This is a genomic window from Caulobacter sp. LjRoot300 (genome assembly GCF_964253875.1).
Lineage (GTDB): Bacteria > Pseudomonadota > Alphaproteobacteria > Caulobacterales > Caulobacteraceae > Caulobacter.
This window is the reverse complement of sequence record NZ_CAXUSA020000005.1, coordinates 19046-43266: the sequence shown is the minus strand read 5'-3', so window position 1 is coordinate 43266 and position 24221 is coordinate 19046. Positions and strand designations below refer to the sequence as shown.

Sequence of the window (24221 nt, the reverse complement as noted above, 5' to 3'; positions counted from 1 at the left end):
CCCGACCAAGGTCCTACATAACCGAATTGTAACAGCCGTCTCGACGGAAAAACGCCGTATTAGGCTATTCCCGAGACTTTTTATCCTTCAACCAGCCTTCCGAACGATACCAGCGCACGCTTTGCGCGAATCCCGCCTGGAGAGAGTAGCTCACCGGAGGAAAGTCCGGAATCGGATCGTTGCTAGATAGGCCCCAATCGGCGTGAAGCAACTCCCGAGCCTTGCCCGGGGTGAGAATTGTGTCCTTCCCGGTGACGAATGAAGCCCATTTCGACAACATCGCCAAAACCTTGATCGCTCCCGAGGGGATCCGGACCAGCCTTGGCGACGCGCCGACCGCGTTGGACGCGGTTTGCATGAGTTCGGCCCAGCCATAACCCTCCGGACGGTTGTCGGACAAGCTGAGCAGCCCCGGGCGCGGCGTTTTGACTAGGTCCGCGATCCGGGCCGCGGCGTCGTCGACATGGATCCAGGCCATGCGGGCTTTTGGGTCCAAAACCGGCAAAAAGGCCGATTCCGAGGCCATTTTGAACAGTCTGAGGGTCTCGACATCGCCCGGCCCGTAGATCGCGGGAGGGCGCACGATGGTCAGATCACCCCCAAGAATCTCGCGAGCTGCGTCTTCTCCGCCACGCTTGCTGGCGGCGTAGTCGGACAAATTTGGCTCGCGGGCGGCCAGGCTGGAGACCAGGATGAGTCGCGCGCCGGCCGCCTTGGCCGCCTGGGCGACTCGTCGCGAGCCCTCGACATTGGCCCGGTGGAAGGCGGCGCGGTCTCGCGCCTTGATCAGGCCGGCCACGTGGACGACGGCCTGGGCGCCGTCGCTGAGCACGGCTAGGGCGCCGGCGTTGGCCAGGTCGCCAATCACCAACTGGGGCTCGAGGCCCGCCCAGGTCGGGTCGGTGATGTCGCGCCGGGCCAGGACCCGAACGATCCCGCCCTGCTCGGCCAGCACCCTGACCAGGCGGCGGCCCAGGAAGCCCGTGGCGCCGGTGACGGCGACCACCGGGCCCGTCCGGGCCTGGCCCATGTCAGACGCGTTCGCCATAGGCGCCGGCCAGATAGGCGACCTTGGCCTTGGAGCGGCTGAGCTTGCCCGACGAGGTCTGGGGCAGGGCGTGGGCCCCGACCAGCTGGACCTGGGCCTCGACCTGGTGGCGCAGGCGCAGGACGCCGGCGATCTTCTCGACCAGGGCCGCGCGGGCGGCGGCGTCGCCGCCGCGCGCCTGGACCAGCACCACGACCGTCTCCTCGCCGTCGCCGGGGACCGAGAAAGCGGCCACGTCGCCGCTGCGCAAGCCCTCGACCTCGGCCTCGGCGGTCCATTCCAGGTCCTGCGGCCAGATGTTGCGGCCATTGAGGATGATCAGGTCCTTGCCGCGGCCGGTGATGACGATCTCGCCGTCGATCAGGTAGCCCAGGTCGCCGGTGTCCAGCCAGCCGTCGGCCGACAGCACGCGAGCGGTCTCCTCCGGCTGCTCGAAATATTCCCGCATCAGGCTGGGACCGCGAGCATAGATGCGGCCCACGCCGCGCTCGGGCAGCACGGCGCCGTTCTCGTCGCGCACTTCCAGTTCGTGGCCGGGCAGGGCCGGGCCGTTGCGGGCGAACTCGCGCGAGCGCTCGGCGTCGTCGGTCAGGACGGCTTCGTGCTGCTCCAGGCGCTCGACGTCCAGGCGCTCGGTCTTCAGGCCGCCGCCCAGCGGGGCCATCGACAGGGCCAGGGTCGCCTCGGCCATGCCGTAGCTGGCCACGAAGGCCTTGTCCGAGAAGCCGACGCTGGCGAACCGCTCGGCGAAGGCCTTCAGCGGACCGGTGCGGATCATGTCGCCGCCCAGGCCGGCGCTGCGCCACTTGGACAGGTCCAGGTGCTCGATCGAGGCCACCTCGGCCCGGCGGGCGCAGAGCTCGTAGCCGAAGGTCGGGCTGTAGCTGATGGTGCCGCCGTTGCGGGTGATCAGGTCCAGCCACAGCAGCGGCCGGCGCACGAAGGCGCCGGTGGGCAGCAGGTCGACCGACATCTGGCTGGTCATGGGCGACAGCAGGAAGCCGATCAGGCCCATGTCGTGATAGAGCGGCAACCACGAGACGGCGCGGTCGGTCGGCCGCACCTGCAGGCCGTCGCGGGTAATGGCCACGGCGTTGGCCATCAGGGCCCGGTGGGTGACCAGCACCCCGGTCGGGAAGCGCGTGCTGCCCGACGAGAACTGCAGGTAGCAGGTGTTGTCCGGAGCGACCTCGGGCAGCGTCGCGCCCGCCGCTTCGGGCAGATCGGCCAGGGCGCCGGCGAAGTCGAGCGGGGTCTTGGCGGCGATCTCGGCCACCCAGTCCTTCATGCCGGCCGGACCGATCAGCAGCCTGGCGTGGGCCGAGGCCAACATGCGGGCGATCTGCTCGACATAGGCCTCGCGACCGCCCAGCGGAGCTGGCAGCGGCAAGGGCGCGGGGACCAGGCCGGCGTACTGGCAGGCGAAGAAGGCGCGCACGAAGTCGGCCTCGGTGTCGGCGATCAGGCCCACGCTGTCGCCGGGCTTGGCGCCGGTCGCCAGCAGGCGCGGCGCCAGGTCCAGGGCCTGGTCGCGCAGCCTGGCGTAGGGCAGGGCCTCGACCAGCTCGCCGCGCAGCGAATAGAGGTTGATCCCGGTTTCACCGGTCGCGGCGAAGTCGAGCGCGGCCGTCAGGGTGGGAAAATCGGCGAATCTAACGGTTCGCGAGGAGGACGTCGGAGTAATCATTGCGAGAGGCCTTTGGCGCCGTTTTGATCTTCGGCGCAAGTTTGTTCATGCCCGGAGCGAACCGTTTCGGCCGCCAGGCTTCGGCGAAGCGCCAGATACATGCCGACCGCCAGGGCGGCGGCCACGGCGACCAGGGCCGCGCCGGCCCCGTTCAGGCCCGCGGCGCGGATCAGCGGGACCAGGGCCGCCAGATAGACCGCGCAGACCACGGCCCGCACCCGCAGGGCCAGGCCGGCCTTGCCCAGAGAGACCAGCATCGGCTCCAGCGGCATGGCCAGGACGCCGATGGCGGCGGCGGCCACCTGCCAGTTCATGATGCCGGCCCCGGCCGCGAACGGCTTGCCCATCACCAGGGTCAGCACGTCGTCGCCGAACAGGATCGAGACCAGCAGCAGCACGCCGGCCACCGCGCCGCCGATCAGGCCGATCTGCCGCGACAGCACGCGCATGGCCGCCTCGCCGCCGGTGGCGCGCATCTTGGCCAGTTCCGGATAGAGCGCCGGCACCAGCAGCTTGGCCGGCTTGGCCATGCCGTCGGCCACCTGGCGGCCCACCCGCCACATGGCCGCCTGGGCCGGACCCAGGACCGAGCCCACCACCAGGGTGATCACCTGGCTGAAGGCCGTGTCGATCGTGCCGCTGAAATTGGTCGCCCAGGCGAAACGCCAGACGCCGGGCAGGCCCTCGGACAGCGGTCCGCGCAGGGTGAAGTCCTTCAGCAGCTGGCGGCGGTTGAGGTCCCACAGGGCGACACTGTTGACGTAGACGAAGGCCGTGACCGTGCCCGCCGCCCAGGCGGCCAGATAGGCCTCGATCGGGGCGTGCAGCGTGAAGCACAGGGCGCAGCCGATCAGGCGCACGGTCGAGCTGACGGCCTGCTCGGCCGCCAGGAAGCGGAAGCGGTCGAACAGGCGCAGCAGGCCGACCGAGGTGGCCGAGTCCATCACCGCGATCGACAGGGCGTAGCAGGCGGCGGCCGGCGACAGGGCCGCCGGCCAGCCCAGGAAATGGCCGAACAGCAGGGCGCCGATCACCCCCAAGGTAACCCCCACGGCGGCGCCGAGGCCGTCGAGCAGCAGGGTGAAGCGCAGGACCTGCTGGAAGCGCGGGCGGTCGCCCTGCAGCAGGGCCGAGGCGCCGTACTGCAACAGGGTCTGCCAGGATTGGAACTTGGCGACCTCGCCGAGGAACTGGGCGAAGGCGTTGATCAGCACGATCACGCCCATCAGCTCCTTGCCCAGGCCGCGCGCGGTCAGGGCGATATAGGCCAGCCCGACCACGGCGTTGACCGTGCGGCCGCCGAGCAGGGTGCCGGCGTTGGCCAGGACCCGCTTGAGAACATTGGGTTCGCTGCTCATCGGAGGCGTCGGGGTCTCGGAGACAGGCGCTCGACGATGGCCTGGGCGGCGCGGACCGAGGAAGGGGTTTCGCGCAGGTCGAAGCTCTCCGCGAAGCCCCGCTTCTGGGCCTCGACATAGTCGCCGTGGCCGCGCCGGGCGGCGTCGATGGCGTCGACGACGCCCTCCGCCCGGTCGAGCACGGGGCCGTAGCGCCAGTGATGGAAGCTCTCGTCGCCGCGCCAGTCCGCGTTGCTGGCGTTGAGGAACAGGCACGGCTTGGGCGTACGCAGGAATTCGTAGACCTGGCTGGAGACGTCGCCCAGATAGATGTCGGCCGCGCGGGTGTAGGTCATGTCGATCGCCGCCGGCCCGCCCAGGTCGAGGTGGATGCGCGGGTGGTCGACGAACGGCGTCAAAGCCTCGATCGTCCCGGGAGCCGCGCCTTCGAAGAGCCGGATATGGGGCGCGAAGATCAGATTGTAACGCTCGTCCGCCGCGAATTGCGCGAGAACCTCGCGTCCCCAACGCGGCCAGGAGCCCAAAGTCGGGTGGAAGTGCGGGTTGTACAACACCACCGGCTTGGCCTCGGCGAAGACCGGCAGCGGCGAAGGCGGCAGGGCGTCGATGATGTCGAACTTGGGATAGCCGACCATGGCGCAGGCGCCGGGCGTGACCCAGCCCTCGTCCAGCATCCGGTCGCGCTGCTTGGGGCCGGCGGCCATCACCAGGTCGAACTGCTTGAGCCGCGGCTCGAACGGCCCGCCGCGGTCGCCCGCGCCATGCTGGGTGTAGACCAGCTTGGTGTCCCGCACGCCCAGCTTGCGCAGCAGGGCGGTGGTGCGCTCGGGCGTGACCACGGCGTCGTAGCGGCCCAGGCGACGGGCGTTGGCCGCCAGCATCAGGGCCTTGGGCGGGGTGGCCGCGCCCTTCAGCCGCAGATCCCGCAGCCAGGCCGGCGGCAGCAGGCGGGAGGGGATCGGCGGGACCTTCAGGGTCTCGAGCAGCCCGCGCACATAGTCCAGGTGCTCCTGGGTGGTGGTGGCGATGTGCACGTCGATGTCAGGCCAGCCCTGGGCCAGGGCGATGGCGATCGGCAGGCTGTGCAGGATCTGGTGCGTCTGGGCGATGTAGAGGAAGCAGACGCTGAGCCTGTCGCCACGCGCCTTCGGGGCGGACTTGATCACTGTTGCGGCGTGAGGCGCGTGCGCACCCGGCCCTTGAACAGAACCCGGTCGCCCTTGTCGCTGACCGAATAGCTGTCGGCCCGGGTGGAGCGGTTGTTGGGGCCGGCGCCCTCGACCGCCGCCCCGCCGACCAGGTCGCCGGTGCGGGTGTCGATCAGCGCCTTCTGGGAGGCGAACTGGTAGCCCGCGCCGTTGTCGATCTTGACGTCGCCGGTCAGCAGCAGCGAACCCTTCTCCTCCTGGTAGGCCCCGTCCTTGGAGACCACGTGGGTGGGCTTGTCCGAGCCGTAGCCGCGGGTCAGCTGCGGGTTCTTCAGGAACACCTGGTCGGCGTTGTTCAGGTCGCGCGTCGCCGTGGTGGCGGTGATCAGGAAGGCGCGTCCATCCTTCAGCGTGCCGGTGAACCGCGGATTGTCCATGCGCAGGGGCGCGACGGCGGCTGGCCCGGCGGGCTTGACCGCCATGGCCAGGATCGCGCCCTGGCCGACGATCGCCACGGCCGTGCCGATGGCGATCGTCGGCAGGATGATCCGCAGCGTCCGCACCGGCTTGCGGTGGCGGTTGCGGTTCTTCTTGCGGACCGGAGGGGCGACTGCGGGCGTGATGGCGATCATGGCTGCATGAACTGAAGGCGACGGGCCGAAAGCGACAGGCGATCGACTTAAGCCTCCCGGCCCGATCTCCCAAGAAGTATTGCGACCCTGCCCCCGCCCGGGGGCATGGTCAACGCGGGTTATCGGGGGCGGCGCCGATCAGGCTGGACCGTTCGGCGGCGGTCAGCGGCCGCCAGCGGCCCTCGGGCAGGTCGCCCAGGACCAGGTCGCCGATCCTGACCCGCAGCAGGTCGACGACGGTCAGCTCGACCAGCTCGCACATCCGCCGGATCTGGCGATTGCGACCCTCCTTGAGCACGAACCGCAGCTGCTGGCGGCCGACCACCTCGACCTGGGCGGGCCGCAGCTGGCGCTCGTCCAGCTCCAGGCCATGGCGCAGCAGGGCCAGCTTGTCGTCGGTGATCCAGCCGTCGACCCAGACCAGATATTCCTTCTCCAGCTCCGAGGCCGGGCCGATTACCGCCTTGGCCACCACCCCGTCCTCCGAGAGGATCAGCAGGCCGCGCGAATCCATGTCCAGCCGCCCGACCGGGGCCAGCTTGTTTTCGAAGCCCGGGATGACCGGGCTGGCGCCGACCAGGGCCTCGCGGGTCAGCAGGCGCACGGCCGGCACCTGGCCAGGGTCTGGCTGGGACGAGACGATCCCGACCGGCTTGTGGATCATCACCGTCAGGGCTCCGTCCAGCTGGGCCTGGGCGCGGTCCGACAGCACCAGGGTCTGGCCCGGCTCGATCTTGCGGCCGACGTCGTCGACCCGCTGGCCGTCGATCGACACCAGGCCCTGGGTGATCAGCGCCTCGGCCTCGCGCCGCGAGCAGACGCCGTTCTGGGCCAGCCAGCGATTGACGCGCTGCGGCTCGGCTTCTTCATAGAGGCGGGTCCAGGCCATGGTCGGGGCGTCCAGAGAGGTGAGCGGGCCTGTCTAGGACCGGTCGGCGGGGTTCCGCAACCGCCATGGGGGCGTGGCCGTTCCACTCCGGGTGAAACTTGGCCTGGAGACTCCCGTGACCGATCACGTCGACAACGACACCGCCCTCGAGGAGGTCATGGAATTTCTCGCCGATCCGCCCGCGCCGGGCACGGCGGAGGACGTCCGTTTCGGCGCCCGGCTGCGTCAGGTGCTGGCGGCTTCGATCGTCGACGATCCGGTGGACGAGGACGACCCCGTTCCCAAGCCCGAGCTGGCCCTGGACGACGACCTGCGCCGCAAGCTCGAGGCGGCGGCCCGGCGGCGGTCGAGCAACCCGTTCGGCGAGCATCCGGAAGGGATCGGCCCGACCTTGGGCATGGACCTGGGCAAGTCGTAGGGGTGGTGACGCCGACGGGGACAGGCGCATGCGCCTGTCCCCAGCTTCCGCCGAGGCTTAGACCCGGCCGCCGGGACTGTCCTTGAACGTGTCGCCGACCTCGCGGGAATCGCCGCCGTCCGGCCCGGCGGTGCGGCGTTCCTTGCGGCCGGTCTTCTCGGTATCCTTGTTTGACACCAGCCCCGAACGCTCGCCTAGCGGCAGGGCGTCGTTGGCTTCGCGGCCCTTGGTGTTGTTCTTCTCACCCATGACGGCTCCTAGTGGTGGGTGTGGTGTTCGGCGTTGCGCTTGCGGGTCGCGGCCGCCTTCTTGGCCGAGGCCGAGCGCTCGGCCGCCGTGCGCGACGCCGCCGCCTTCCCGCCTTTCTCGCCGCCCTTATGGGCCGCCAGGTGGCCGGTATCCTTGCCGCGACCCGAGCCGCCGGGCTCCTTGCCGCCGCCGTCGTCCTTGTTGACCGTCGCCCAGGCCCGCCGCTCGGCCTCCTTCTCGGAGATGCCGCGCTTTTCGTAGCCTTCGGCGATGTGATCGGCCTTGCGCTCCTGCTTGTCGGTGTACTTCGACTTGTCGCCTTGAGGCATCGTCGTCCTCCATCTGCTGTGGAAGGAAAATCCGTCGCGCGGACATGAGGTTCCTTGCGAAGATTCGAGGGCTAAACTCCGGAACAAGCTGAGCAATCCGACCGTTCGAAGCGCATGGCGCGCAAGCTGAAGGTGTTTTCCTGGTCCGACGGTCTCCACGACTACACCGTGGCGACGACCTCGCGCGCCAAGGCGCTGGCGGCGTGGGACGTCGGCCGTGACCTGTTCAAGGACGGCACGGCGCGCGAGATCGCCGAAGGACGGGCCCGTGAGGCCGCTCTCGAGGCGCCCGAGACCGTGATCACCACCCCGGCCGGCGGCCTTGGCGCGGCGCTGAAGGCCTTGCCCGCCAGGGCGCGGCGCAAGCCGTCCAAGGCCGAAACCGCACGGGCCGAGAAGCTGGCGGCCCTGAAGGCGGACCTTGAGGCCGTCGAGGACGAGGCCGAGGCCTCGGAACTGGCCTTCGCCGAGCGCCGCTCGGCGCTGGACGCCGAGGAGGCGGCGGCGATCGAGGGCTTCGAGGCGCGGCGGACAGCGCTGGAGAAGGCGATCCGGGCGACTCGGCGCTAGATTCGCTCCACCACCATGGCGATGCCCTGGCCGACGCCGATGCACATGGTGGCCAGGCCGTACCGGGCGCCGCAGCGGTGCAGTTCCTCGACCAGGGTCAGGCCCAGCCGCGCGCCGCTCATGCCCAGCGGATGGCCCAGGGCGATGGCGCCGCCGTTGGGGTTCACGTGCTCGCCGTCGTCGGGCAGGCCCAGGTCGCGCAGCACCGCCAGCCCCTGGGCGGCGAAGGCCTCGTTCAGTTCGACCACGTCGATGTCGCCGATCGACAGGCCCAGGCGCGCCAGCAGCTTGCGGACGGCCGGGACCGGACCGACGCCCATCACGCGCGGCTCGACCCCGGCGGCGGCGACGCCCAGGATCCGGGCGCGGGGCGTCAGGCCGTGAGTCCTGGCGGCCGCCTCCGACGCGACGATCAGCGCCGCGGCCCCGTCATTCACGCCCGACGCGTTGCCGGCGGTGATCGTGCCGTCGGGCCGGACGATGGGTTTCAGCCCCGACAGCGCCTCGAGCGTGGTGGCGCGCGGGTGCTCGTCGCGGGAGACCACGACCGGGTCGCCCTTGCGTTGGGGCAGGGTGACCGCAACGATCTCGGCGTCGAACCGGCCCGAGGCCTGGGCGACGGCCGCGCGGGCTTGGCTGCGCAGGGCGAAGGCGTCCTGGTCGGCGCGGCCGATCCGCCAGCCGTCGGCGACGTTCTCGGCCGTCTCGGGCATGGAATCGACGCCATAGGCCTTGCGCATGGCCGGATTGACGAACCGCCAGCCGAGGGTGGTGTCGAAGATCTCGGCGCTGCGCGAGAAGGCGCTCTCGGCCTTGCCCATCACGAACGGGGCGCGGCTCATGCTCTCGACGCCGCCGGCGATCACCATCTGGGCCTCGCCGGCCTTGATGGCGCGGGCGGCGACGCCCAGGGCGTCAAGGCCCGAGCCGCAGAGCCGGTTGACGGTCGAGGCGGAGACTGTGGTCGGCAGGCCGGCCAGCAGGGCGGCCATGCGAGCGACGTTGCGGTTGTCCTCGCCGGCCTGGTTGACGCAGCCCAGCACCACGTCGTCCACGGCGTCCCAGTCGACGCCGCCGTTCCGCTCGACCAGCGCCCGGATCGGCAGCGCCGCCAGGTCGTCGGCCCGCACGCCCGACAGGGCCCCGCCGTAGCGGCCGATCGGCGTGCGGATGGCGTCGCAGATGAAGGCGTCGGTCATGGCATGGTCTCGAACGGTTGTTTGATCCACCCTAGCCGCGCGTCGTGAGCGATCAAGACCGGCGCGCGAATTCGGCGACACAGGCCCTTCTCATCCGCGAGCCGATGGGGAGAAAACGCGATAGCCTTGTCTGTCCAGCGAGGAAACATGGTCGACTACGCGCTCCGGGAAACCGACACGCCCTCCCTCGAGTCCTACCGACAGGGGCTGGCCGTGCTGCGCGCCTTCACCGGCAAGACGGTTGGGCCGCCCGATAACCGCGACTTCGCCCTGCTGATCACCGCGCCGGGCGAGGAGGCCGTGCTGGGCGGCCTGTGGGGGCAGTCGCGGTGGGGCGCGTTCTATGTCGACATGATCGTCGTGCCCGAGGCCCTGCGCGGCGCGGGCGTCGGGACCGACTTGATGAGGCGCGCCGAGGCTGAGGCGCGGGCGCGCGGCTGCCACCTGATGTGGCTGGACACCTACGCCTTCCAGGCCCGGCCGTTCTACGAGCGGCTGGGCTTTACGGTCTTCGCCCAGATGGACGGTCCCGCGCCGTTCTACCCGCGCTGGTTCATGCGGAAGCTATTGGAGTAGTGGTCGGGGACACGCGCATGCGCGTGGTCCCCGAGGTCGCTCGGCCTAAGCCGTCACGTAGCGGATCAGGGCCGCCATGTTCTCGATATAGGCGCCGGTCGAGATGCCCGGCTTGGGCACGTCGGCGATGTAGGGCGAGGTGTCGGTGGGGTCGCCCACGCGGGTCTGCGAGAACTCGCCCGGGGTCACGGTCATCGAGCCGTCGCCGATATAGGGGTTGCTGACCGCCTTCATCGGGGTGGGCCACCAGCCCTCGGCGTTCAGCTCGGACATCAGCTGGGCGACCTGCGCCTCCGAGGTCCTGCCCTCGGCGGCCTTCAGGGCCCCGACATTGAGGTCGGAGACCGAGATGTCCTTGGTCGTGAAGTAGCGCGGCAGGGCCTGGCTGCCGCCCTTGACCTTCAGCGGCGAGTCCTTGCTGGCGACCTCGGGCGGCGTGGCCTTCAGCGTCTCGTAGCGCTTGCGCAGCTTGTCGATATTGACCGAGCGGAACGACGAGTAGTGGACGATGGTGTTTTCCCAGTGCTTGTCGACGAAGTACTCGCCGTTGAACACGTTCGAGCCGCGGCGGTGCACGTAGAGCGGCTCGTTGGCGCCGATCTCGATGAAGGTTGGATAGCGCGGCTTGCCCGGGGCGATGTTGTCGGGAAGCTTGAGGGCCGCCAGCCAGTCGATGGTCTCGGGGATGCGGTCCAGGTACTTCGGGTCGCCCGTCAGCTGGTAGTAGTCCATCAGGTTTTCGAGGTTGCCGGCCGTGGTGTGGCTGGCGAAGGCCTTGGGCTCGTAGGTGCGCGCCCCGGCCGGCTTGAGGTCGGCGACGGTGTGCTGCAGGCCCCAGCCGGGCTGCGGCATCGGCTGGTGGGCGGCGATGTAGATGTCCATGGCGCGCTTGATCGGGTCCAGCACGCGCTTGTCGCCCAGGGTCTGCCAGACCATCAGCAGGAACTTGATGTTCTCGTCGACGACGCCGTCGTTGAAGGTGATGTAGCCGGTGTAGTCGGGGTGGCCCTTGTTCTCGAAGCCGCCCGACAGGGGGAAGCGCTGCGGCCAGCCGCCGTTCGGGTACTGGGCGTCGAGGACGAACTGGATGGCCTTGTCCAGCGCCGGCTTGAAGGCCTTGTCCTTCTTTTCCAGGTAGATGCGCAGCATCAGCTGGCAGCTTTCGGCGGTGCCCTCGTCGTCGAAGGTGGCGTTGCCGTAGTAGTGCTGGAATTCCTCGAGCCGCCAGCCGTTCCTGCCGATGGTGTCGTACCACTTCTTCAGCGACTCCGGCCCGGCCAGGTCGCCCATGTAGTTCCAGCCGCCCGCCGGGTGCTGGATCTTGATCAGCGCCTGGGCGGCCTTCTTGGCCGCCTCGTAATAATAGTCGTCGCCGGTGGCGTGATAGGCGTCGAGGAACAGGTGGCCCATGGTCGCCGTGCCTGGAGGCTGGACCCAGATCATGGTCGGAAAGGCTTCCATCTCGCCGAACCGGCGCGAGAAGTCGGGCAGGTAGCTCCAGACATAGCCGCCCTCGTAGGCGGCCTTCTCGGCCATGAAGGTGGTGGCCTTCCTCATCGTCGCCAGGACCTGGTCCTTGGACGGGGCGACGCCTTGGGCCAAGGCCTTCAGCGGGGCCATGGCCGCGGCGGCGGCGAAGGTGGCGGTGGTCGTCGCCAGCAGGCGGCGGCGGGTGAGGGGGCTAAGCGGCATAGTGGCGGAACTCTCCCAGGGACCTTCACGTCGAACCGCCCGCGACGCAAGGACGCGGCAGGGCGGCCAGAAGGGGAGCAGGAGGGCTGTTCCAGCGCCTCTCGATCCTGGTCGTCCTCCCGGTCGGTCCTTGCCGAAACCCCCGTCGCCGTTGGTCGGCGCGGTGTTGATCGCTGTTATGATACCGGTGTCATGACTTGACCAGAGCCTTTTGGCGGAGCTTTGTTATATGACTCCGCGTCAGGCTCCTGCGACAGGCCGTCACCTTGTGCGCGGCCGGTCGTTCGGCGAGAACAGGCCATCGGTTTTTGAGGCGACGCCGCCGCGCCGGGTTTTGGTAGCGCGCGACGCCGTCCTGTTGGGGAACAGGACGACGGCCCCGGGTCAGAAATGACCCGGGGCCGTTTTCAGTTTTGCGACCGGTAACATGTAAGCTTTTGTTTTTTATGTGATGTTACACCGTTCTGCGACCAGCGGTCACATGGTTGCCCGCGTTCATCCTTCGTAAATACGCATTATGCCCAGCCAACACGATCACCTGAACGAAGCCGAGCATCTGGAGCGGCGAGCCGAGCTCGCCGACAGCGAGCACGCCCGCGAAGCGCTGCGCCGCATGGCCCAGACCTCGCGTCTGTCGGCGGCTTTGGTCGGCATGCTGGAAGCCAGCCGCGAAGAACAGCCGGGTTAGCCCGGCGCGTGGATCGCTCGTTTCCTCGCAAACCCGTTCCCAAGATACACGCGTTGCTTGAATTGCTGCGCGGCTCGGTGAACATGGGCTCCAGCAAGGAGACCCTGGTGGCGGGCGAGGGATCGGACAAGGCCGTTCTGGAAGGCGCGGGCGCGTACTTCCTCAGCATCGTGGAGGCCAGCCGCGACTGCATCCGGGTGATCAGCGCCGAAGGCTTCGTCGAATACATGAACGCCCGCGGGCAGGCGCTGTTCGAGATCGAGGATTTCGCGGGCCGCAACCGCAGCCGCTACTGGCCCGACATGTGGCCGCCCGAGAGCCGGGGCGCTGTCGAGCAGGCCCTACGCAGGGCGCTGACCGGCGAGGCCGCCGCCTTCCGCGCCCTCTGCCCCACCGCCAAGGGCGACCCGCGCTGGTGGGACACCACGGTGTCGCCGATCCTCGACGAGGGCCGGGTGATCCGCGTCCTGGCCACCTCGCGCGACGTCACCGGCGAGATGCGGTCCGAGGCCCAGCGCCAACTGCTGGTCAACGAACTGAACCACCGGGTTAAGAACACCCTGGCCACCATCCAGTCGATCGCCAGCCAGTCGCTGCGCAACGCCGGCGTCGACCTGGCGGTGCGCGGCGCGTTCGAAGGCCGGCTGATGGCGATCGCCGCCACGCACAACGTGCTGACCGACGAGAACTGGTCGGCCGCCAGCCTGCGCCAGATCATCGACGGGTCGGTCACGCCTTATCGCAGCAATCCGTCCCAGCTGACCATCAGCGGCGAGGACCTGATGGTCTCGCCCAAGCCGGCCGTGGTGCTGGCCCTGGCCTTCCACGAACTCGCGATCAACGCCCTGAAGTACGGCGCCCTGTCGGCGGCGGGCGGCCATGTCGACATCGGCTGGGCGGCGTGCGGCGACCAGCTGGACATCACCTGGACCGAGAAGGGCGGCCCGCCCGTCCATCCACCCGAGCGGCGCGGGTTCGGCTCACGGATCGTCGAACTGGCCCTGCCCAACGAACTGGGCGGCGCGGTGGAGGTCGATTATCGCCGCGAGGGCCTGCGCTGCCGTATCCATGCCCCGTTGGCGGCCCTCGACAAGATCGACGCCTTCATGTCGCTGGCCTGAGCCCGTTCGAAGGACCGCCCCTCTGCTGACACGGTGAACCGCCACCCTGCCGGGCCGTTGTGCAAGCTTGAGCGGCGCTGAGGTCGCGGAGGCGCGTCGCTGATGAGTCCCGAGATGGCGAAGACAGGGCTGGCGGTCGCCTGGACGGCGGCGCGCGGCTTCGTCTTGCGCCATCGGCTGTGGTTGGGGGCCTCGATCGGGGCGCTGCTGCCGCTGGCGGTGCTGCTGGTCTGGCTGGGCTCCAGCCTGCCGATCTCGCGCGCCCTGGAGCCCTTGCCCAGCCGCGCCCTGATCCTGCTGGACAACCAGGGCCGTCCCTTCGCCAGGCGCGGGGCCTACAAGGAGGCGCCGGTCGTCATCGCGGCGCTGCCCAAGACCGTGCCGGCCGCCTTCGTGGCCATCGAGGACCGCCGCTTCTACCGCCACTTCGGCATCGACTTTCAAGGTGCGACCCGGGCGCTGCTGGCCAACGCCAAGGCCCATCGCACCGTCCAGGGCGGCAGCACCATCACCCAGCAACTGGCCAAGAACGCCTTCCTGACGCCCGAGCGCAGCCTGCGCCGCAAGGGGCAGGAGGCGATGATCGCCCTGTGGCTGGAGCTGCGGCTGTCCAAGGACGAGATCCTGTCGCGCTATCTGTCCAGCATCTATTTCGGTGACGGGGTCTACGGCCTGGGCGCGGCGGCCCGGCACTATTTCGGAAAAGCCCCCGAGCAGCTGTCGATCGGCGAGGCGGCGATGCTGGCCGGGATCGTCAAGGCCCCGGTCGACCTGGATCCCGTCGACCACCCCCAGGCGGCGCAGGCCCGGACCCGGCTGGTGCTGGACGCCATGGTCGAGACCCGGGCCATCACCCCTCAGCAGGCCGACGCGGCCAGTCCCGTCGTCGTCCATGCCGCCCGCGCCGATCTGCCGGTGGGCGGCTATTTCGCCGACTGGATCTCGCCGCAGGTGAGGTCGGCCTTCGACAGGCCGGGCTATGGCGAGGTGCGCGTGCCCACCACCCTGGACAGCCGCCTGCAGCGGATCGTCGAGCGGGCGGTGGCCAAGGAGATGAAGGGCGCGACCAAGGCCAGGGTCGGACAGGTGGCCGTCGTCGCCATGCGGCCCGACGGCCAGGTCGTGGCCATGCTGGGCGGCGCGAACTATCGCCAGTCCCCGTTCAACCGCGCGGCCCAGGCAAGGCGGCAGCCCGGCAGCGCCTTCAAGCTGTTCGTCTATCTGGCCGCCCTGCGTGATGGGGCCACGCCCGACAATCTGGTGATCGGCGACCCGGTCACCATCGGCGGATGGACGCCCAGCAACTACGAGGGCGAGGGCGGGCGCGACCTGACGCTGCGCGACGCCTTCGCCCAGTCCAACAACATCATCGCCGCGCGGGTCTACCAGCAGGCCGGCGGCCCCGAAGTGGTCCGGGCGGCGCGGGACCTGGGGATCGTCTCGCCGCTGCGCGAGGACGACGCCACCCTGGCGCTGGGCACGGCCGAGACCAGCCTGCTGGAGCTGACCGGCGCCTACGCCGCCGTCGCCTCGGGCAAGATGCCGGTCCGGCCGTACGGGCGCCCGCGGACCACGCCGATCGCCACCGCCGACATGGATACCGCCGAGCGGGCGGCGCTCTACGACCTGCTGGGGGCGGTGGTCGAGGAGGGCACCGGCCGGGCCGCCCGCCTGGGCCAGAGGGCCTATGGCAAGACCGGCACCACCCAGGACTATCGCGACGCCCTGTTCGTCGGCTTCACCGGCGACCTGGTGGTCGGGGTCTGGGTCGGCAACGACGACCATTCGCCGATGAAGCGCATGGTCGGCGGCGACCTGCCGGCCCGCATCTGGCGCGACGTGATGACCGGCGGCCTGAAAGCCGGACTGGTGGCGCGGGACGGCCCGCCGGAACCGCGCCACGACCGGGTCGAGCGCGCCGAACCGAAGGTCGTGGAGCCCGTGCCACGACCCAGGCGTGTGCCGAAATGGCTCCGGCGCCTCTTCGGGCTGTGACTTTCCGCCCGCGGGCCCGGCGAACGCCAGGGCGGCCGGGGAACGAGGGAATGGCCCGCCGCTTGCTGCCAAGCCTGCGCCGCGACCCAGAATGGGACGCTTTTCGATCATTCGGCGGAGAATGGTCGGGAGGTGCTGGGCGGCGTAGTCGGAAAGGCGCTTGGAATGAACCCGAAGGCAGTGCTCCTGATCGGAGCGACGACGATGATGCTCGCCGCGCTGGGACCGGCGGCGACCGCTCTGGCGGACGGCTATCCGGCCAGCGCCGCCCCCGTCGCCAAGCCGAGGCCCGTGGTCAGGACCCGGGTCAAGATCGTCGAGCGTCCCGTCTATGTCGAAAAGATCGTCAAGCAGCCGGTCTATATCGAGAAGCGCACCGAGGTGCCCGTCGACCGTCCGGTCTATATCGACCGTCCGGTGGACCGCATCGTCGAGAAGCGGGTGGAAGTGCCCGTCGACCGCATCGTCGAGAAGCGTGTCGAGGTGCCGGTCGTCAGGATCGTCGAGAAGCCCGTCGACCGCCCGGTCTATATCGATCGTCCCGTTGACCGCGTCATCGAGAAGCGGGTCGAGATCCCGGTGGACCGTCCCGTCTATGTCGATCGTCCGGTGGACCGCATCATCGAGAAGCGGGTCGAGATCCCGGTCGACCGCCCCGTCTATGTCGACCGTCCGGTGGACCGCGTCGTCGAGAGGCGCGTCGAGATCCCGGTGGATCGCCCCGTCTATGTCGACCGTCCTGTCGATCGCATCATCGAAAAGCGCGTGGAAGTGCCGGTCGAACGGGTCGTCAGGGTGCCGGTTTATGTCGAACACCAGGAGCGTCGCGTCGAGCGTCGCGGCTGCGATTGCGACGACGACCACGGCTATTACGAACAGGGCCGGGTCTATGACCACGCCGAGGGCGGTATCGAGCGCTCCGAGGAAAGCTACGAGTCGGAGTCCAGCCGCTACAGCGAGGAAGGCCAGGGCTGGAGCTCGCAGGGCAGCTACATGGCCGGCGACGGCTACGCCCAGTCGCTGGGCGGCGTCGGCGGCGGGGGCTATTACGGCTACTCCAGCGCGCGTTACGGGGCCGGCGGCGGCTGGCTCGGCGGTCAGTCCTATGGCCGCTCGGGCTATTCGGGAGGCTATTCCAGCGGCTGGGCCGGCGCCGGCGCCGCGTCGAGCGCCAGGGCCAGTTCCAGCGCCAGTTCCTCGACCAGCGTGACGGTGTCGGGCGGCGGTCACTACGGCGGGGGCGGCCACGGCGGCGGTTATGGCGGCGGCCACGGCGGCGGCTCGACCGGCGGACATGGCGGCTGCTGCGGACGCTGACCGCGTTCGCGCGAAAGCCGCCACTCGGGGGCGGTTCGACGGACGCGGGTGACCCCGCAGAATCAGTCGGAAGCCAGGCAAACCTCCACGCACCGCCGCGCCAGGGCCTGCGTCGCGTCGATGAACGGCACGGCCAGGTCGGCCGCGTCCATCAGCAGCGGAACCTCCGTGCAGCCGGCCACCACGACCTGGGCCCCCTTGCCGACTAGGCGATGGGCGAGGGCGGCCATGGTCTGACGGCTGTCGGGGCCCAGATCGCCGTGCTTGATGCGATAGAGCAGGGCCATGAACTCGACCTGTTCGTGGTCGTCCAGGGTCACCGCCTCGATCCCCAGGTGCGAAAAGGTCCGGCGATAGAGGGCCAGGGCCCCGCCCGTGCCCAGCACGCCGACGCGCTCGGCGCCTTGCGCCTTGGCCGCCAGGCCGGCGGTCTCGATCAGGTCTATGAGGGGCAGGCCGCTGGCCTTGACCTGGTCGACATAGGCGTGGGCGGTGTTGCAGGCGATGACCAGCACCTGGGCGCCGGCCTCGCGCAGGCCCACGGCCATCTGCGCCAGCACCGGTCCGGCCGCGTCATAGCTGTCGTTGCGGTCGGGGACCTTGGGGTTGATGTCGACCAGCACCCGCAGGTGGTCCTGCTCGCGGCTGACCGGCGTGGCCGCCTGCAGCTTGGCCAGGAAGTCCAGGGTGGCGGCGGGGCCCATGCCGCCGAGGACGCCCAACACTTTCGACGGGGTGGTCTTGGACATGAGTTCTTCCCAAGTTTGTCATCCCGGGCGTAGCGAAGCGAAGACCCGGGACCGACGCCTGAGCGCCGCGTTTCATGGTGGTCCCGGATCTTCGCGCTACGCGCTCGTCCGGGATGACAGTGAATTGAGCTTGGGGCTAAGCCAACGCCCCTTCCAATTCGCTTTGATAGCCAAACAGTCCCTGCGCCCCGCCGGTGTGCAGGAACACCACCCGCTCGCCGCCGAACGCGCCCTTGCGGGCCTGGTCGATCAGGCCCTTCATCGCCTTGCCCGAATAGACCGGGTCCAGCAGCAGGCCTTCGGTGCGGGCCGCCAGGGTCAGGGCGTCGATCACGCCCTGGTCGACCAGGCCATAGCCCGCGCCGACATAGTCGCAGTCGGCCACGACGCTCTCGCGTTTCACTCGGCCGGCGGCGGCGATCGTCTCGGCCGTGGCGACCGCCAGGTTGAATACGTTCTCTTCCTGCCTGGCCTTGGGCGCGCGGACGCCGAAGCCGAGGATCGGAATGTCGACGCTGAGCGCCGCGAAGCCGGCGACCAGGCCGGCGTGGGTGCCGGCGCTGCCGGTGGCGGTGACCAGGCGATCGATCTTCAGGTCCATCGCGTCGACCTGCACGACCAGTTCGCGGGCGCAGTCGACATAGCCCAGGGCCCCCACCGTGTTGGAGCCGCCGCCGGGGATGACATAGGGCTTGCCGCCCCGCTGGCGCACCGCTTCGGCGCTGGCTTCCAGCTCGGCGGCCATGTCGGTCCCGGCCGGCACGAAGCGGATCGAAGCGCCCATCAAACGGTCCAGCAGGACGTTGCCGTTGCCGACATAGTCGCGGGCCTTGGAGCCGGTGCGCTCCTCCAGGATGATCTCGCTGTTCAGCCCGAACCGTGCGCCGGCCGCGATGGTCTGGCGCACGTGGTTGGACTGCACCGCGCCCTGGGTGACCAGGGTGTCGGCGCCCTGCGCCAGGGCCTCGCCCAGCAGGAACTCCAGCTTGCGGGTCTTGTTGCCGCCGCCGGCCAGGCCGGTGCAGTCGTCGCGCTTGACCCACAGGTCGATCCCCAGCGCGGCGCCCAGGCGGGGCAGGGGCTCCAGCGGCGTCGGCAGGTGGGCGAAGCGGGCGCGGGGGAAGCGGGCCAGGTGCATGGGCGTCCTTCGGGAGCGGAGGGGCGAGCGTCGGCCGATTCCCTACAGGCTCGGGCGCGGCCGTGCTATGCTGGCGATCGGAAAAGCACGACCCGGCGCACCCCCGCGCCATCGCCCACGAGAACCTGGGCGACGTGACGGCGGCCTATCGCGACTACAGCAAGGCGGCCGAACTGGATCCCGACTTGGACGCGCCCAAAAAGGAACTCACGCGTTTTACCGTCAAGCGGCCCTGAACCGAACGCCTTGAAGGCGCTATATCTAGGGTCCTGAATCGGAGTCCCTGACGACATGAACGCGATTGGCACGACGATCCTGGCGGCGGGCCTGGCCTTGGCCCTCGGCGCGTCCGCCTTTGCCCAGGCCGACCTGCGGGCCCTGCGTCAGCGCGACGAGATCCTGCAGCAGCAGGACATCGCCCGCCAGAACACCCTGGCCGCTCAGCGCGAGCAGGCGGCGGCCCAGAGCCGCTACGCCGCCCAGCTGACCCTGAGGACGCTGGACCAGGCCGCGACGCCGCCGACCCAGCCCTCGCTGCGGCCGGCCCTCTCGCCCACCCCGCCGCGCGGGGCCGGCGCCGAGGCCATGGCCGCCGACATCCAGCAGATGGACCGCCTGACCGACCAGGCCCTGGCGGCCAGCAACGCGCGCCTGCGGGCGATCAAGCCGGCGTCCTGACGCCCTCGACAACGCTGCAAGGAGACCGATCGGATGGAATGGGGTGGGGGACGCCGCGAAGGCAATATCGAGGATCGGCGCGGCCTGGGCCCGGTGGGCGTGGCTGGCGGCGGCATCGGCGCGCTGGTGCTGGCGGCGGTCGGTTACTTCGTCTTCGGCATCAGCCCCGAGCAGACGATGAGCGTGGTCAACGGCGCGCAGCAGCCGGCCGCTCAGGAAGGGGTGCGCGGCCAGGTCAGCGACCGCGAGGGCCAGTTCATCGACGTGATCGAGACCTCCAACACCGACGTCTGGGGCCCGCTGCTGGCCAAGCACAATGTCGACTATCGCCCGCCCGCCGCGGTGGTGCTGTACACCCAGGCGACCGGCACGGGCTGCGGCACGGGCCAGTCGGCCATGGGGCCGTTCTATTGTCCGGCCGACAACAAGGTCTATCTCGACACCAGCTTCTGGAACGAGTTGGAGACCCGGTTCGGAGCCAAGGGCGAGTTCGCCCGGGCCTATGTGATCAGCCATGAGATCGGCCACCACATCCAGACCCTGACCGGCGCCTCGGACCAGGCTCGCCGGCTCGGCGCGCGGGGCGCGCAGAGCGGCTCGGTGCGGCTGGAGCTGCAGGCCGACTGCTACGCCGGGGTCTGGGCCCGCCACGCGCCGGAGGCCTCGAACGGCGGCATCCAGATCTCCAGGGCCGACATCGAGGACGGTCTGGGCGCGGCCGCGGCGGTCGGCGACGACGCCATCCAGGAGCAGGCCCAGGGCCGCGTCATGCCCGACAGCTTCACCCACGGCACCTCGGCCCAGCGCACGCGCTGGTTCGGCAAGGGCTACGACGCCGGCGACCCCGGCGCCTGCGACACCTTCGGCGCGCGGACGCTGTAGGGGACGTCAGGCCGGCAGGCGCGCTCCGAGAAACTCGGCCGGGTTCACCGCCTGGGGATGGCCGCGGTTGCACAGCGCTGCGGTGACGTAGCCGGAAGCGGGATAGATCGCCAGATCGCCATTGACGCCCGGCGCGCCGCCGCCGTGGCCGTAGCAGGTCGCGCCGTTGCGGGTCTGCACGCGCAAGCCCAGCGCCCAGCGCGACGACCCGCCCGCCTCGACCCTCGGGGTGGTCAGCAGTCCGGTATGGACGGGATCCAGCAGGCGATGGTTCGTCAACGCCGTCGCGAAGGCGTGCAGGTCGTCCACGGTGGAATAGCCGCCGCCGGCCGGCAGGCCGACATAGGGCGCCAGCGGCTTGAGCCCGGCCAGGGCGCTACCGGCGTAGGGCAAGGCGTCGCCGGCGCGCGGCAGCTGGCTGGTGGCCGCCATGCCGGCCGGACCGAAGACGTGCTCGGCGAAATAGGCCTCGTAGGCCTGACCCGTGACCCGCTCGAGGATCGCGCCCAGCAGCACGAAGCCGTAGTTGCTGTAGGCGAAGCGGGCGCCTGGCTCGAACAACGGCTCGCGCGGGCCGTAGAGCCGCACATAGTCCGACACCGAGCGCAGTTCGTCGCGGTGGGTGTCATGGAACGGCCCGAAGATGTCGCCCGTGCCGCCGGTGTGGGTCAGCAGGTGCTCGACGGTCAGCCGCTTGGCCAGGGCCGCGTTCGGGTAGTCGGGCAGCAGGGCGGCGACCGGGGCGTCTAGCTGAATGCGCCCGGCCTGGACCTGCTGCAGGATCGCGACGGCGGTGAACATCTTGCCCATCGAGCCGATGCAGAACCGCGTGCCGACCTTGACCTTTCGCCCAGCGCCGCGGTCGGCCAGGCCGTAGGCCTCGCGCAAGATCGCCCGGTCGCCGCGAGCGGCCAGCACCGCGCCCGAGAAGCGATCGGCCCCGGTCTCGATGCGCAGCTTGTCCGCCAGCGCCGAGACGGCGCGGCCCTCGCCCAGGCGGGCGATCCGGAAACCTTCCGGCGCCGCTGCGCCCGAGAAGGCGATGTCGGTCAGGCCGCCGTCGGGTCCGGCCGTCACGACCACCTTGGAGAATCGGTCCCAGGTGCGGTCCTGAACCCAGACGGTCAGCTCGCTGGGTCCCGTCAAGGCGGCGCGCAGCACGGTGAAACCACCGGACGCCTCGCGCGTGGCCAGGTCCTCGTCGACATAGGGCAGGGCGTCGGGCAGCCGCGCCTGGATGAAAGCCCGATAGGCGACCGGATCGTCGCCATTGAACACGGCCAGCCACTGGCGGAACCAGACCTTGGCGGGCTCGTCGCCGGCCAGGTCGCTCGTCGGGCGGGACGCCGGCTCGGCGCATCGCCCGTCGCCTGTCCGCAGGCCGCCGCCCAGGAGGATCGACCCCGCCACGAAACCGCGCCTGTTCATCCGCCGAGATCTCCTGTAGAGCTTCTCGAGAGAAATGTAAGCGCTTACGGATAATGTCAATGGTCGATGACTCCCCGCCGGATTCCGGCGACGACACCCGGCGGTCCGGGGCGGCCGCCATCGGCGCGCGGCTGCGCCGATTGTCCGAGCGGATCGACCGCGACGCTGGTCGGCTGTATGCGGAACTCGACGTGCCGTTCGAGCAGCGCTGGTTCGGCGTGGTCGACCAGCTGAACCGGCACGGGCCGCGGTCGGTCGGCGAGATGGCCGCGGCCCTGGGCGTCTCCCACGTCTCGGTCAGCCAGGTGCGTCAGGCCCTGGTCGCCGAGGGGCTGGTGGCCGAGGACCGCGACCCGCGCGACGGTCGCAGCCGCGTCCTGCGGCTGACCGGCGACGGTCGCGCCCTGGCCCGGCGACTGGCGCCGGTGTGGGACGCCCTATCGACAGCGGCGATCGAACTGAACGCCGACGCCCAGGACCCCTTGGCCGCATTGGATCGGCTCGAGGCGGCTCTGGACGAGGCCTCGATCCTGGAGCGCGCCCGTCGGGCGCTGGATCGGGCCTAAGAGTCCGCCCGTCGTTCGGCGAACAGCGCCAAGACCTCGCTGGCCGGGGCGGCCCGGCCAAGCAGGTAGCCCTGGGCCGCGTCGCAGCCCTGCTCGCGCAGCCGCGCCAGCTGCTCGGCGGTCTCGACCCCTTCGGCGGTGGTGACCACGCCCAGGCTGGCGCCCAGGGCGGTCACAGCCTTGATGATGGCGGCGCAGGGACCGGGCTCGGACAGGCCGGCGACGAAGGACGGGTCGATCTTGATCTTGTCGAAGGCGAACTGCCGCAGGCAGCCGAGCGACGAATAGCCGGCTCCGAAATCGTCCATGGCGATGCGCACGCCCAGGTCGCGCAGGCGGTGCAGGGTGGCCAGGGCCCGCTCGCCGTCGCTGCGCAGCACCGACTCGCTGACCTCCAGCTCCAGCCGCTCCGGGGCCAGGCCCGAGGCGGCCAGGGCGCAGGCCACGGTGTCGATCAGGGTCCGATTGCGGAACTGGGCCGGCGACAGATTGACCGCCACCCGCACCGCCTGCGGCCAGCGGGCGGCGTCGGCGCAGGCCCGGCCGATCACCCACTCGTCCAGCAGGGCGATCAGGCCGGTCTCCTCGGCCAGGGCGATGAAGTCGGCGGCCGAGACCATGCCCTGGTCCGGACGGTTCCAGCGCAGCAGGGCCTCGAAGCCGACGATGGCGCCGGTCGCGGTGTCGACCTCCGGCTGGTAGTGCAGCTCGAAGCGCTCGTTCGTGACCGCCTCGCGCAGGTCCTGCTCCAGCTTGCGGCGGGCCTCGGCCCGGGCGTCCATCCCCGGCTCGAAGAAGCAGGCGATTGCCCGTCCCTGGGCTTTGGCGCGATAGAGGGCCAGGTCGGCGTTGACCAGCAGGGCGTCGACCTCGTCGCCGTCGTCCGGAGCCATGGCCAGGCCGATGCTGGCCCCGATGGTGATGCGGTGGCCCTGGATCTCGAACGGCGCCCCGACCGTCTCGATCAGCCGCCGGGCCAGGTCCTGGGCCTGCTTGCGGCCCTGCACCCCTGGCAGCAGCACCACGAACTCGTCGCCGCCCAGTCGGGCCACGGTGTCGCGCTCGCGGACGCAGGCCGACAGCCGCCCGGTCACCGCCCGCAGCAGCTGGTCGCCGACCGGATGGCCCAGGGTGTCGTTGACCTCCTTGAAGTGGTCGAGGTCGACGCACAGCACGGCCAGGGGATTGGACTTGCGCGACCGGACCAGCGCCCGGCCCAGCCGCTCGCGCAGCAGGGTGCGGTTGGGCAGGCCGGTCAGGGCGTCGTGGCGGGCCAGGTGTCGGTCGGCGGCGGCGGCCAGGATCTCGGTGACGTCCTCGTGGCTGGCGACATAGCCGCCCTCGGGGATCGGATTGTGGGTGATCTGGATCGTCCGGCCGTCCTGGAGCTGGATGTGCCGGTTGATCAGGTCGCCGCCCCTCTGCTCGGACTCGGCGACGATGTCGCGATAGGCCTCCCAGTCGACGGGGGCCGTGCCGTTGGCGATCCGGTGGTCGAGAATCTCCTGGAGCGGCGTGCCGGGGCGGGTCAGGTGTTCGGGCAGGGCGTAGAGCCGCCCGTACGCGGCGTTGCACAGGATCAGCCGGGTGTCGCCGTCGAACATGCACAGGCCGTGGGGCATGTTGCTGAGGGCGGCGTCGAAGCGGCGGTTCTGTTCGGCCAGGGCCAGTTCGGCGGCGGCCCGGCTGATCCGCTCCTGGGCGCGGTCGGACGGGCTCGTCGCGGGCTCGGCCGAAGATCGGCGATCATGGGCGCCGGCCGTCGATCCCGGCCTTGAGCCCGATCCGAGGTCATGGGGCCCCGGTCTTCGCATTTCCGCGTCCTTTTCTTCGTCTTTTCTAGGCGACGCCCGACATTTGACCT

The 24221-nt window shown here is 70.2% G+C and carries 25 protein-coding genes; 11 read left to right on the top strand and 14 right to left on the bottom strand.

The features are described from left to right. Positions 1-64 precede the first annotated feature (64 nt). The 6 genes from ACSQ2G_RS17335 to ACSQ2G_RS17310 form a co-directional block, all read right to left on the bottom strand. Positions 65-1048 carry an NAD-dependent epimerase/dehydratase family protein gene (locus tag ACSQ2G_RS17335; protein WP_436032987.1) on the bottom strand — a complete coding sequence of 328 codons (984 nt, stop codon included), beginning with the start codon at positions 1046-1048 and terminating at the stop codon, positions 65-67. Next, positions 1032-2735 (bottom strand): fatty acyl-AMP ligase, encoded by a 1704-nt coding sequence (locus tag ACSQ2G_RS17330; RefSeq protein WP_436032985.1) that lies wholly within the window; start codon positions 2733-2735, stop codon positions 1032-1034. The genes ACSQ2G_RS17335 and ACSQ2G_RS17330 overlap by 17 nt, the downstream gene beginning before the upstream one ends. After that, positions 2732-4093: a lipopolysaccharide biosynthesis protein gene (locus tag ACSQ2G_RS17325; RefSeq protein ID WP_436032983.1), complete on the bottom strand. Its 1362-nt coding sequence runs from the start codon at positions 4091-4093 to the stop codon at positions 2732-2734. The genes ACSQ2G_RS17330 and ACSQ2G_RS17325 overlap by 4 nt, the downstream gene beginning before the upstream one ends. Continuing rightward, a complete protein-coding gene (locus ACSQ2G_RS17320; RefSeq protein ID WP_436032981.1) occupies positions 4090-5259 on the bottom strand; it encodes a glycerophosphotransferase in 1170 nt (389 codons plus the stop codon). Before ACSQ2G_RS17320 ends, ACSQ2G_RS17325 begins: the two co-directional genes overlap by 4 nt. Further along, positions 5256-5873 (bottom strand): LPS export ABC transporter periplasmic protein LptC, encoded by a 618-nt coding sequence (gene lptC, locus ACSQ2G_RS17315; RefSeq protein WP_436032980.1) that lies wholly within the window; start codon positions 5871-5873, stop codon positions 5256-5258. Before lptC ends, ACSQ2G_RS17320 begins: the two co-directional genes overlap by 4 nt. A 109-nt stretch (positions 5874-5982) precedes the next feature. Beyond that, positions 5983-6762, bottom strand: a complete 780-nt coding sequence (locus tag ACSQ2G_RS17310) for a pseudouridine synthase (protein ID WP_436032978.1) — start codon at positions 6760-6762, stop codon at positions 5983-5985. 115 nt (positions 6763-6877) lie between these two features. Here ACSQ2G_RS17310 and ACSQ2G_RS17305 point away from each other — a divergent pair, with 115 nt between their 5' ends. Then, positions 6878-7180, top strand: a complete 303-nt coding sequence (locus ACSQ2G_RS17305; RefSeq protein WP_436032976.1) for a hypothetical protein — start codon at positions 6878-6880, stop codon at positions 7178-7180. A gap of 57 nt (positions 7181-7237) precedes the next feature. On the opposite strand, the gene ACSQ2G_RS17300 is transcribed toward ACSQ2G_RS17305, so the two are convergent. Both ACSQ2G_RS17300 and ACSQ2G_RS17295 read right to left on the bottom strand, forming a co-directional pair. Continuing rightward, on the bottom strand, positions 7238-7429 hold the full coding sequence (locus tag ACSQ2G_RS17300; RefSeq protein ID WP_436032974.1) for a hypothetical protein: 192 nt from the start codon (positions 7427-7429) through the stop codon (positions 7238-7240). An 8-nt stretch (positions 7430-7437) separates the two neighbouring features. Continuing rightward, on the bottom strand, positions 7438-7758 hold the full coding sequence (locus ACSQ2G_RS17295; protein ID WP_436032972.1) for a plasmid stabilization protein: 321 nt from the start codon (positions 7756-7758) through the stop codon (positions 7438-7440). Between the two features lie 114 nt (positions 7759-7872). Here ACSQ2G_RS17295 and ACSQ2G_RS17290 point away from each other — a divergent pair, with 114 nt between their 5' ends. Next, entirely contained in the window at positions 7873-8328 is a 456-nt protein-coding gene (locus ACSQ2G_RS17290) for a hypothetical protein (protein WP_436032970.1), read from the top strand. Here the strand turns inward: ACSQ2G_RS17290 and pcaF are convergent. After that, on the bottom strand, positions 8325-9527 hold the full coding sequence (gene pcaF, locus ACSQ2G_RS17285; protein WP_436032968.1) for a 3-oxoadipyl-CoA thiolase: 1203 nt from the start codon (positions 9525-9527) through the stop codon (positions 8325-8327). The genes ACSQ2G_RS17290 and pcaF overlap by 4 nt on opposite strands. A 147-nt stretch (positions 9528-9674) precedes the next feature. Here pcaF and ACSQ2G_RS17280 point away from each other — a divergent pair, with 147 nt between their 5' ends. Next, a complete protein-coding gene (locus ACSQ2G_RS17280; protein WP_436032966.1) occupies positions 9675-10103 on the top strand; it encodes a GNAT family N-acetyltransferase in 429 nt (142 codons plus the stop codon). 45 nt (positions 10104-10148) lie between these two features. Here the strand turns inward: ACSQ2G_RS17280 and ACSQ2G_RS17275 are convergent, their stop codons facing one another. Further along, on the bottom strand, positions 10149-11795 hold the full coding sequence (locus ACSQ2G_RS17275) for a pectate lyase (protein ID WP_436032964.1): 1647 nt from the start codon (positions 11793-11795) through the stop codon (positions 10149-10151). Positions 11796-12312: 517 nt separating this feature from the next. Between ACSQ2G_RS17275 and ACSQ2G_RS17270 the strand changes: the two genes are divergently transcribed. The 4 genes from ACSQ2G_RS17270 to ACSQ2G_RS17255 all read left to right on the top strand — a co-directional run bounded on the left by ACSQ2G_RS17270 (position 12313) and on the right by ACSQ2G_RS17255 (position 16916). Next, positions 12313-12483: a hypothetical protein gene (locus ACSQ2G_RS17270; protein ID WP_436032962.1), complete on the top strand. Its 171-nt coding sequence runs from the start codon at positions 12313-12315 to the stop codon at positions 12481-12483. 107 nt (positions 12484-12590) lie between these two features. After that, a complete protein-coding gene (locus ACSQ2G_RS17265; protein WP_436033740.1) occupies positions 12591-13604 on the top strand; it encodes a sensor histidine kinase in 1014 nt (337 codons plus the stop codon). Positions 13605-13718: 114 nt separating this feature from the next. Continuing rightward, positions 13719-15599: a transglycosylase domain-containing protein gene (locus tag ACSQ2G_RS17260; RefSeq protein ID WP_436032960.1), complete on the top strand. Its 1881-nt coding sequence runs from the start codon at positions 13719-13721 to the stop codon at positions 15597-15599. Between the two features lie 165 nt (positions 15600-15764). Then, complete coding sequence (locus ACSQ2G_RS17255; protein ID WP_436032958.1) at positions 15765-16916, top strand: IMCp domain-containing protein; 1152 nt, start codon at positions 15765-15767, stop codon at positions 16914-16916. A gap of 62 nt (positions 16917-16978) precedes the next feature. Here the strand turns inward: ACSQ2G_RS17255 and ACSQ2G_RS17250 are convergent, their stop codons facing one another. After that, entirely contained in the window at positions 16979-17665 is a 687-nt protein-coding gene (locus tag ACSQ2G_RS17250; RefSeq protein WP_436032956.1) for an aspartate/glutamate racemase family protein, read from the bottom strand. 136 nt (positions 17666-17801) lie between these two features. Next, the gene (locus tag ACSQ2G_RS17245) at positions 17802-18803 is read right to left on the bottom strand and encodes a D-cysteine desulfhydrase (RefSeq protein WP_436032954.1); all 1002 of its coding nucleotides are present in this window, start codon (positions 18801-18803) and stop codon (positions 17802-17804) included. 62 nt (positions 18804-18865) lie between these two features. On the opposite strand from ACSQ2G_RS17245, the gene ACSQ2G_RS17240 reads away from it, so the two are divergent. From ACSQ2G_RS17240 to ypfJ, 3 genes are read left to right on the top strand one after another with little or no spacing between them, the layout of a single operon-like run. After that, positions 18866-19039 carry a hypothetical protein gene (locus ACSQ2G_RS17240; protein ID WP_436032952.1) on the top strand — a complete coding sequence of 58 codons (174 nt, stop codon included), beginning with the start codon at positions 18866-18868 and terminating at the stop codon, positions 19037-19039. 55 nt (positions 19040-19094) lie between these two features. Further along, a complete protein-coding gene (locus tag ACSQ2G_RS17235; protein ID WP_436032951.1) occupies positions 19095-19481 on the top strand; it encodes a hypothetical protein in 387 nt (128 codons plus the stop codon). A gap of 33 nt (positions 19482-19514) precedes the next feature. Further along, the gene (gene ypfJ, locus ACSQ2G_RS17230; protein WP_436032949.1) at positions 19515-20363 is read left to right on the top strand and encodes a KPN_02809 family neutral zinc metallopeptidase; all 849 of its coding nucleotides are present in this window, start codon (positions 19515-19517) and stop codon (positions 20361-20363) included. Positions 20364-20369: 6 nt separating this feature from the next. Here ypfJ and ACSQ2G_RS17225 read toward each other — a convergent pair whose 3' ends face one another. Then, complete coding sequence (locus ACSQ2G_RS17225) at positions 20370-21791, bottom strand: serine hydrolase domain-containing protein (RefSeq protein WP_436032947.1); 1422 nt, start codon at positions 21789-21791, stop codon at positions 20370-20372. Positions 21792-21850: 59 nt separating this feature from the next. Between ACSQ2G_RS17225 and ACSQ2G_RS17220 the strand changes: the two genes are divergently transcribed. Then, entirely contained in the window at positions 21851-22357 is a 507-nt protein-coding gene (locus tag ACSQ2G_RS17220; RefSeq protein WP_436032945.1) for a MarR family winged helix-turn-helix transcriptional regulator, read from the top strand. On the opposite strand, the gene ACSQ2G_RS17215 is transcribed toward ACSQ2G_RS17220, so the two are convergent. After that, positions 22354-24171: a putative bifunctional diguanylate cyclase/phosphodiesterase gene (locus tag ACSQ2G_RS17215; protein ID WP_436032943.1), complete on the bottom strand. Its 1818-nt coding sequence runs from the start codon at positions 24169-24171 to the stop codon at positions 22354-22356. The genes ACSQ2G_RS17220 and ACSQ2G_RS17215 overlap by 4 nt on opposite strands. Positions 24172-24221: the final 50 nt, after the last annotated feature.

Bases quoted from the DNA above. Each gene is read 5' to 3' on its own strand.
- ACSQ2G_RS17335 (WP_436032987.1), bottom strand. From the start codon at position 1,048: ATGGCGAACGCGTCTGACATGGGCCAGGCCCGGACGGGCCCGGTGGTC.
- ACSQ2G_RS17330 (WP_436032985.1), bottom strand. From the start codon at position 2,735: ATGATTACTCCGACGTCCTCCTCGCGAACCGTTAGATTCGCCGATTTT.
- ACSQ2G_RS17325 (WP_436032983.1), bottom strand. From the start codon at position 4,093: ATGAGCAGCGAACCCAATGTTCTCAAGCGGGTCCTGGCCAACGCCGGC.
- lptC (WP_436032980.1), bottom strand. From the start codon at position 5,873: ATGATCGCCATCACGCCCGCAGTCGCCCCTCCGGTCCGCAAGAAGAAC.
- ACSQ2G_RS17310 (WP_436032978.1), bottom strand. From the start codon at position 6,762: ATGGCCTGGACCCGCCTCTATGAAGAAGCCGAGCCGCAGCGCGTCAAT.
- ACSQ2G_RS17300 (WP_436032974.1), bottom strand. From the start codon at position 7,429: ATGGGTGAGAAGAACAACACCAAGGGCCGCGAAGCCAACGACGCCCTG.
- ACSQ2G_RS17295 (WP_436032972.1), bottom strand. From the start codon at position 7,758: ATGCCTCAAGGCGACAAGTCGAAGTACACCGACAAGCAGGAGCGCAAG.
- ACSQ2G_RS17290 (WP_436032970.1), top strand. From the start codon at position 7,873: ATGGCGCGCAAGCTGAAGGTGTTTTCCTGGTCCGACGGTCTCCACGAC.
- pcaF (WP_436032968.1), bottom strand. From the start codon at position 9,527: ATGACCGACGCCTTCATCTGCGACGCCATCCGCACGCCGATCGGCCGC.
- ACSQ2G_RS17280 (WP_436032966.1), top strand. From the start codon at position 9,675: ATGGTCGACTACGCGCTCCGGGAAACCGACACGCCCTCCCTCGAGTCC.
- ACSQ2G_RS17275 (WP_436032964.1), bottom strand. From the start codon at position 11,795: ATGCCGCTTAGCCCCCTCACCCGCCGCCGCCTGCTGGCGACGACCACC.
- ACSQ2G_RS17270 (WP_436032962.1), top strand. From the start codon at position 12,313: ATGCCCAGCCAACACGATCACCTGAACGAAGCCGAGCATCTGGAGCGG.
- ACSQ2G_RS17260 (WP_436032960.1), top strand. From the start codon at position 13,719: ATGGCGAAGACAGGGCTGGCGGTCGCCTGGACGGCGGCGCGCGGCTTC.
- ACSQ2G_RS17255 (WP_436032958.1), top strand. From the start codon at position 15,765: ATGAACCCGAAGGCAGTGCTCCTGATCGGAGCGACGACGATGATGCTC.
- ACSQ2G_RS17250 (WP_436032956.1), bottom strand. From the start codon at position 17,665: ATGTCCAAGACCACCCCGTCGAAAGTGTTGGGCGTCCTCGGCGGCATG.
- ACSQ2G_RS17245 (WP_436032954.1), bottom strand. From the start codon at position 18,803: ATGCACCTGGCCCGCTTCCCCCGCGCCCGCTTCGCCCACCTGCCGACG.
- ACSQ2G_RS17235 (WP_436032951.1), top strand. From the start codon at position 19,095: ATGAACGCGATTGGCACGACGATCCTGGCGGCGGGCCTGGCCTTGGCC.
- ypfJ (WP_436032949.1), top strand. From the start codon at position 19,515: ATGGAATGGGGTGGGGGACGCCGCGAAGGCAATATCGAGGATCGGCGC.
- ACSQ2G_RS17225 (WP_436032947.1), bottom strand. From the start codon at position 21,791: ATGAACAGGCGCGGTTTCGTGGCGGGGTCGATCCTCCTGGGCGGCGGC.
- ACSQ2G_RS17220 (WP_436032945.1), top strand. From the start codon at position 21,851: ATGGTCGATGACTCCCCGCCGGATTCCGGCGACGACACCCGGCGGTCC.
- ACSQ2G_RS17215 (WP_436032943.1), bottom strand. From the start codon at position 24,171: ATGCGAAGACCGGGGCCCCATGACCTCGGATCGGGCTCAAGGCCGGGA.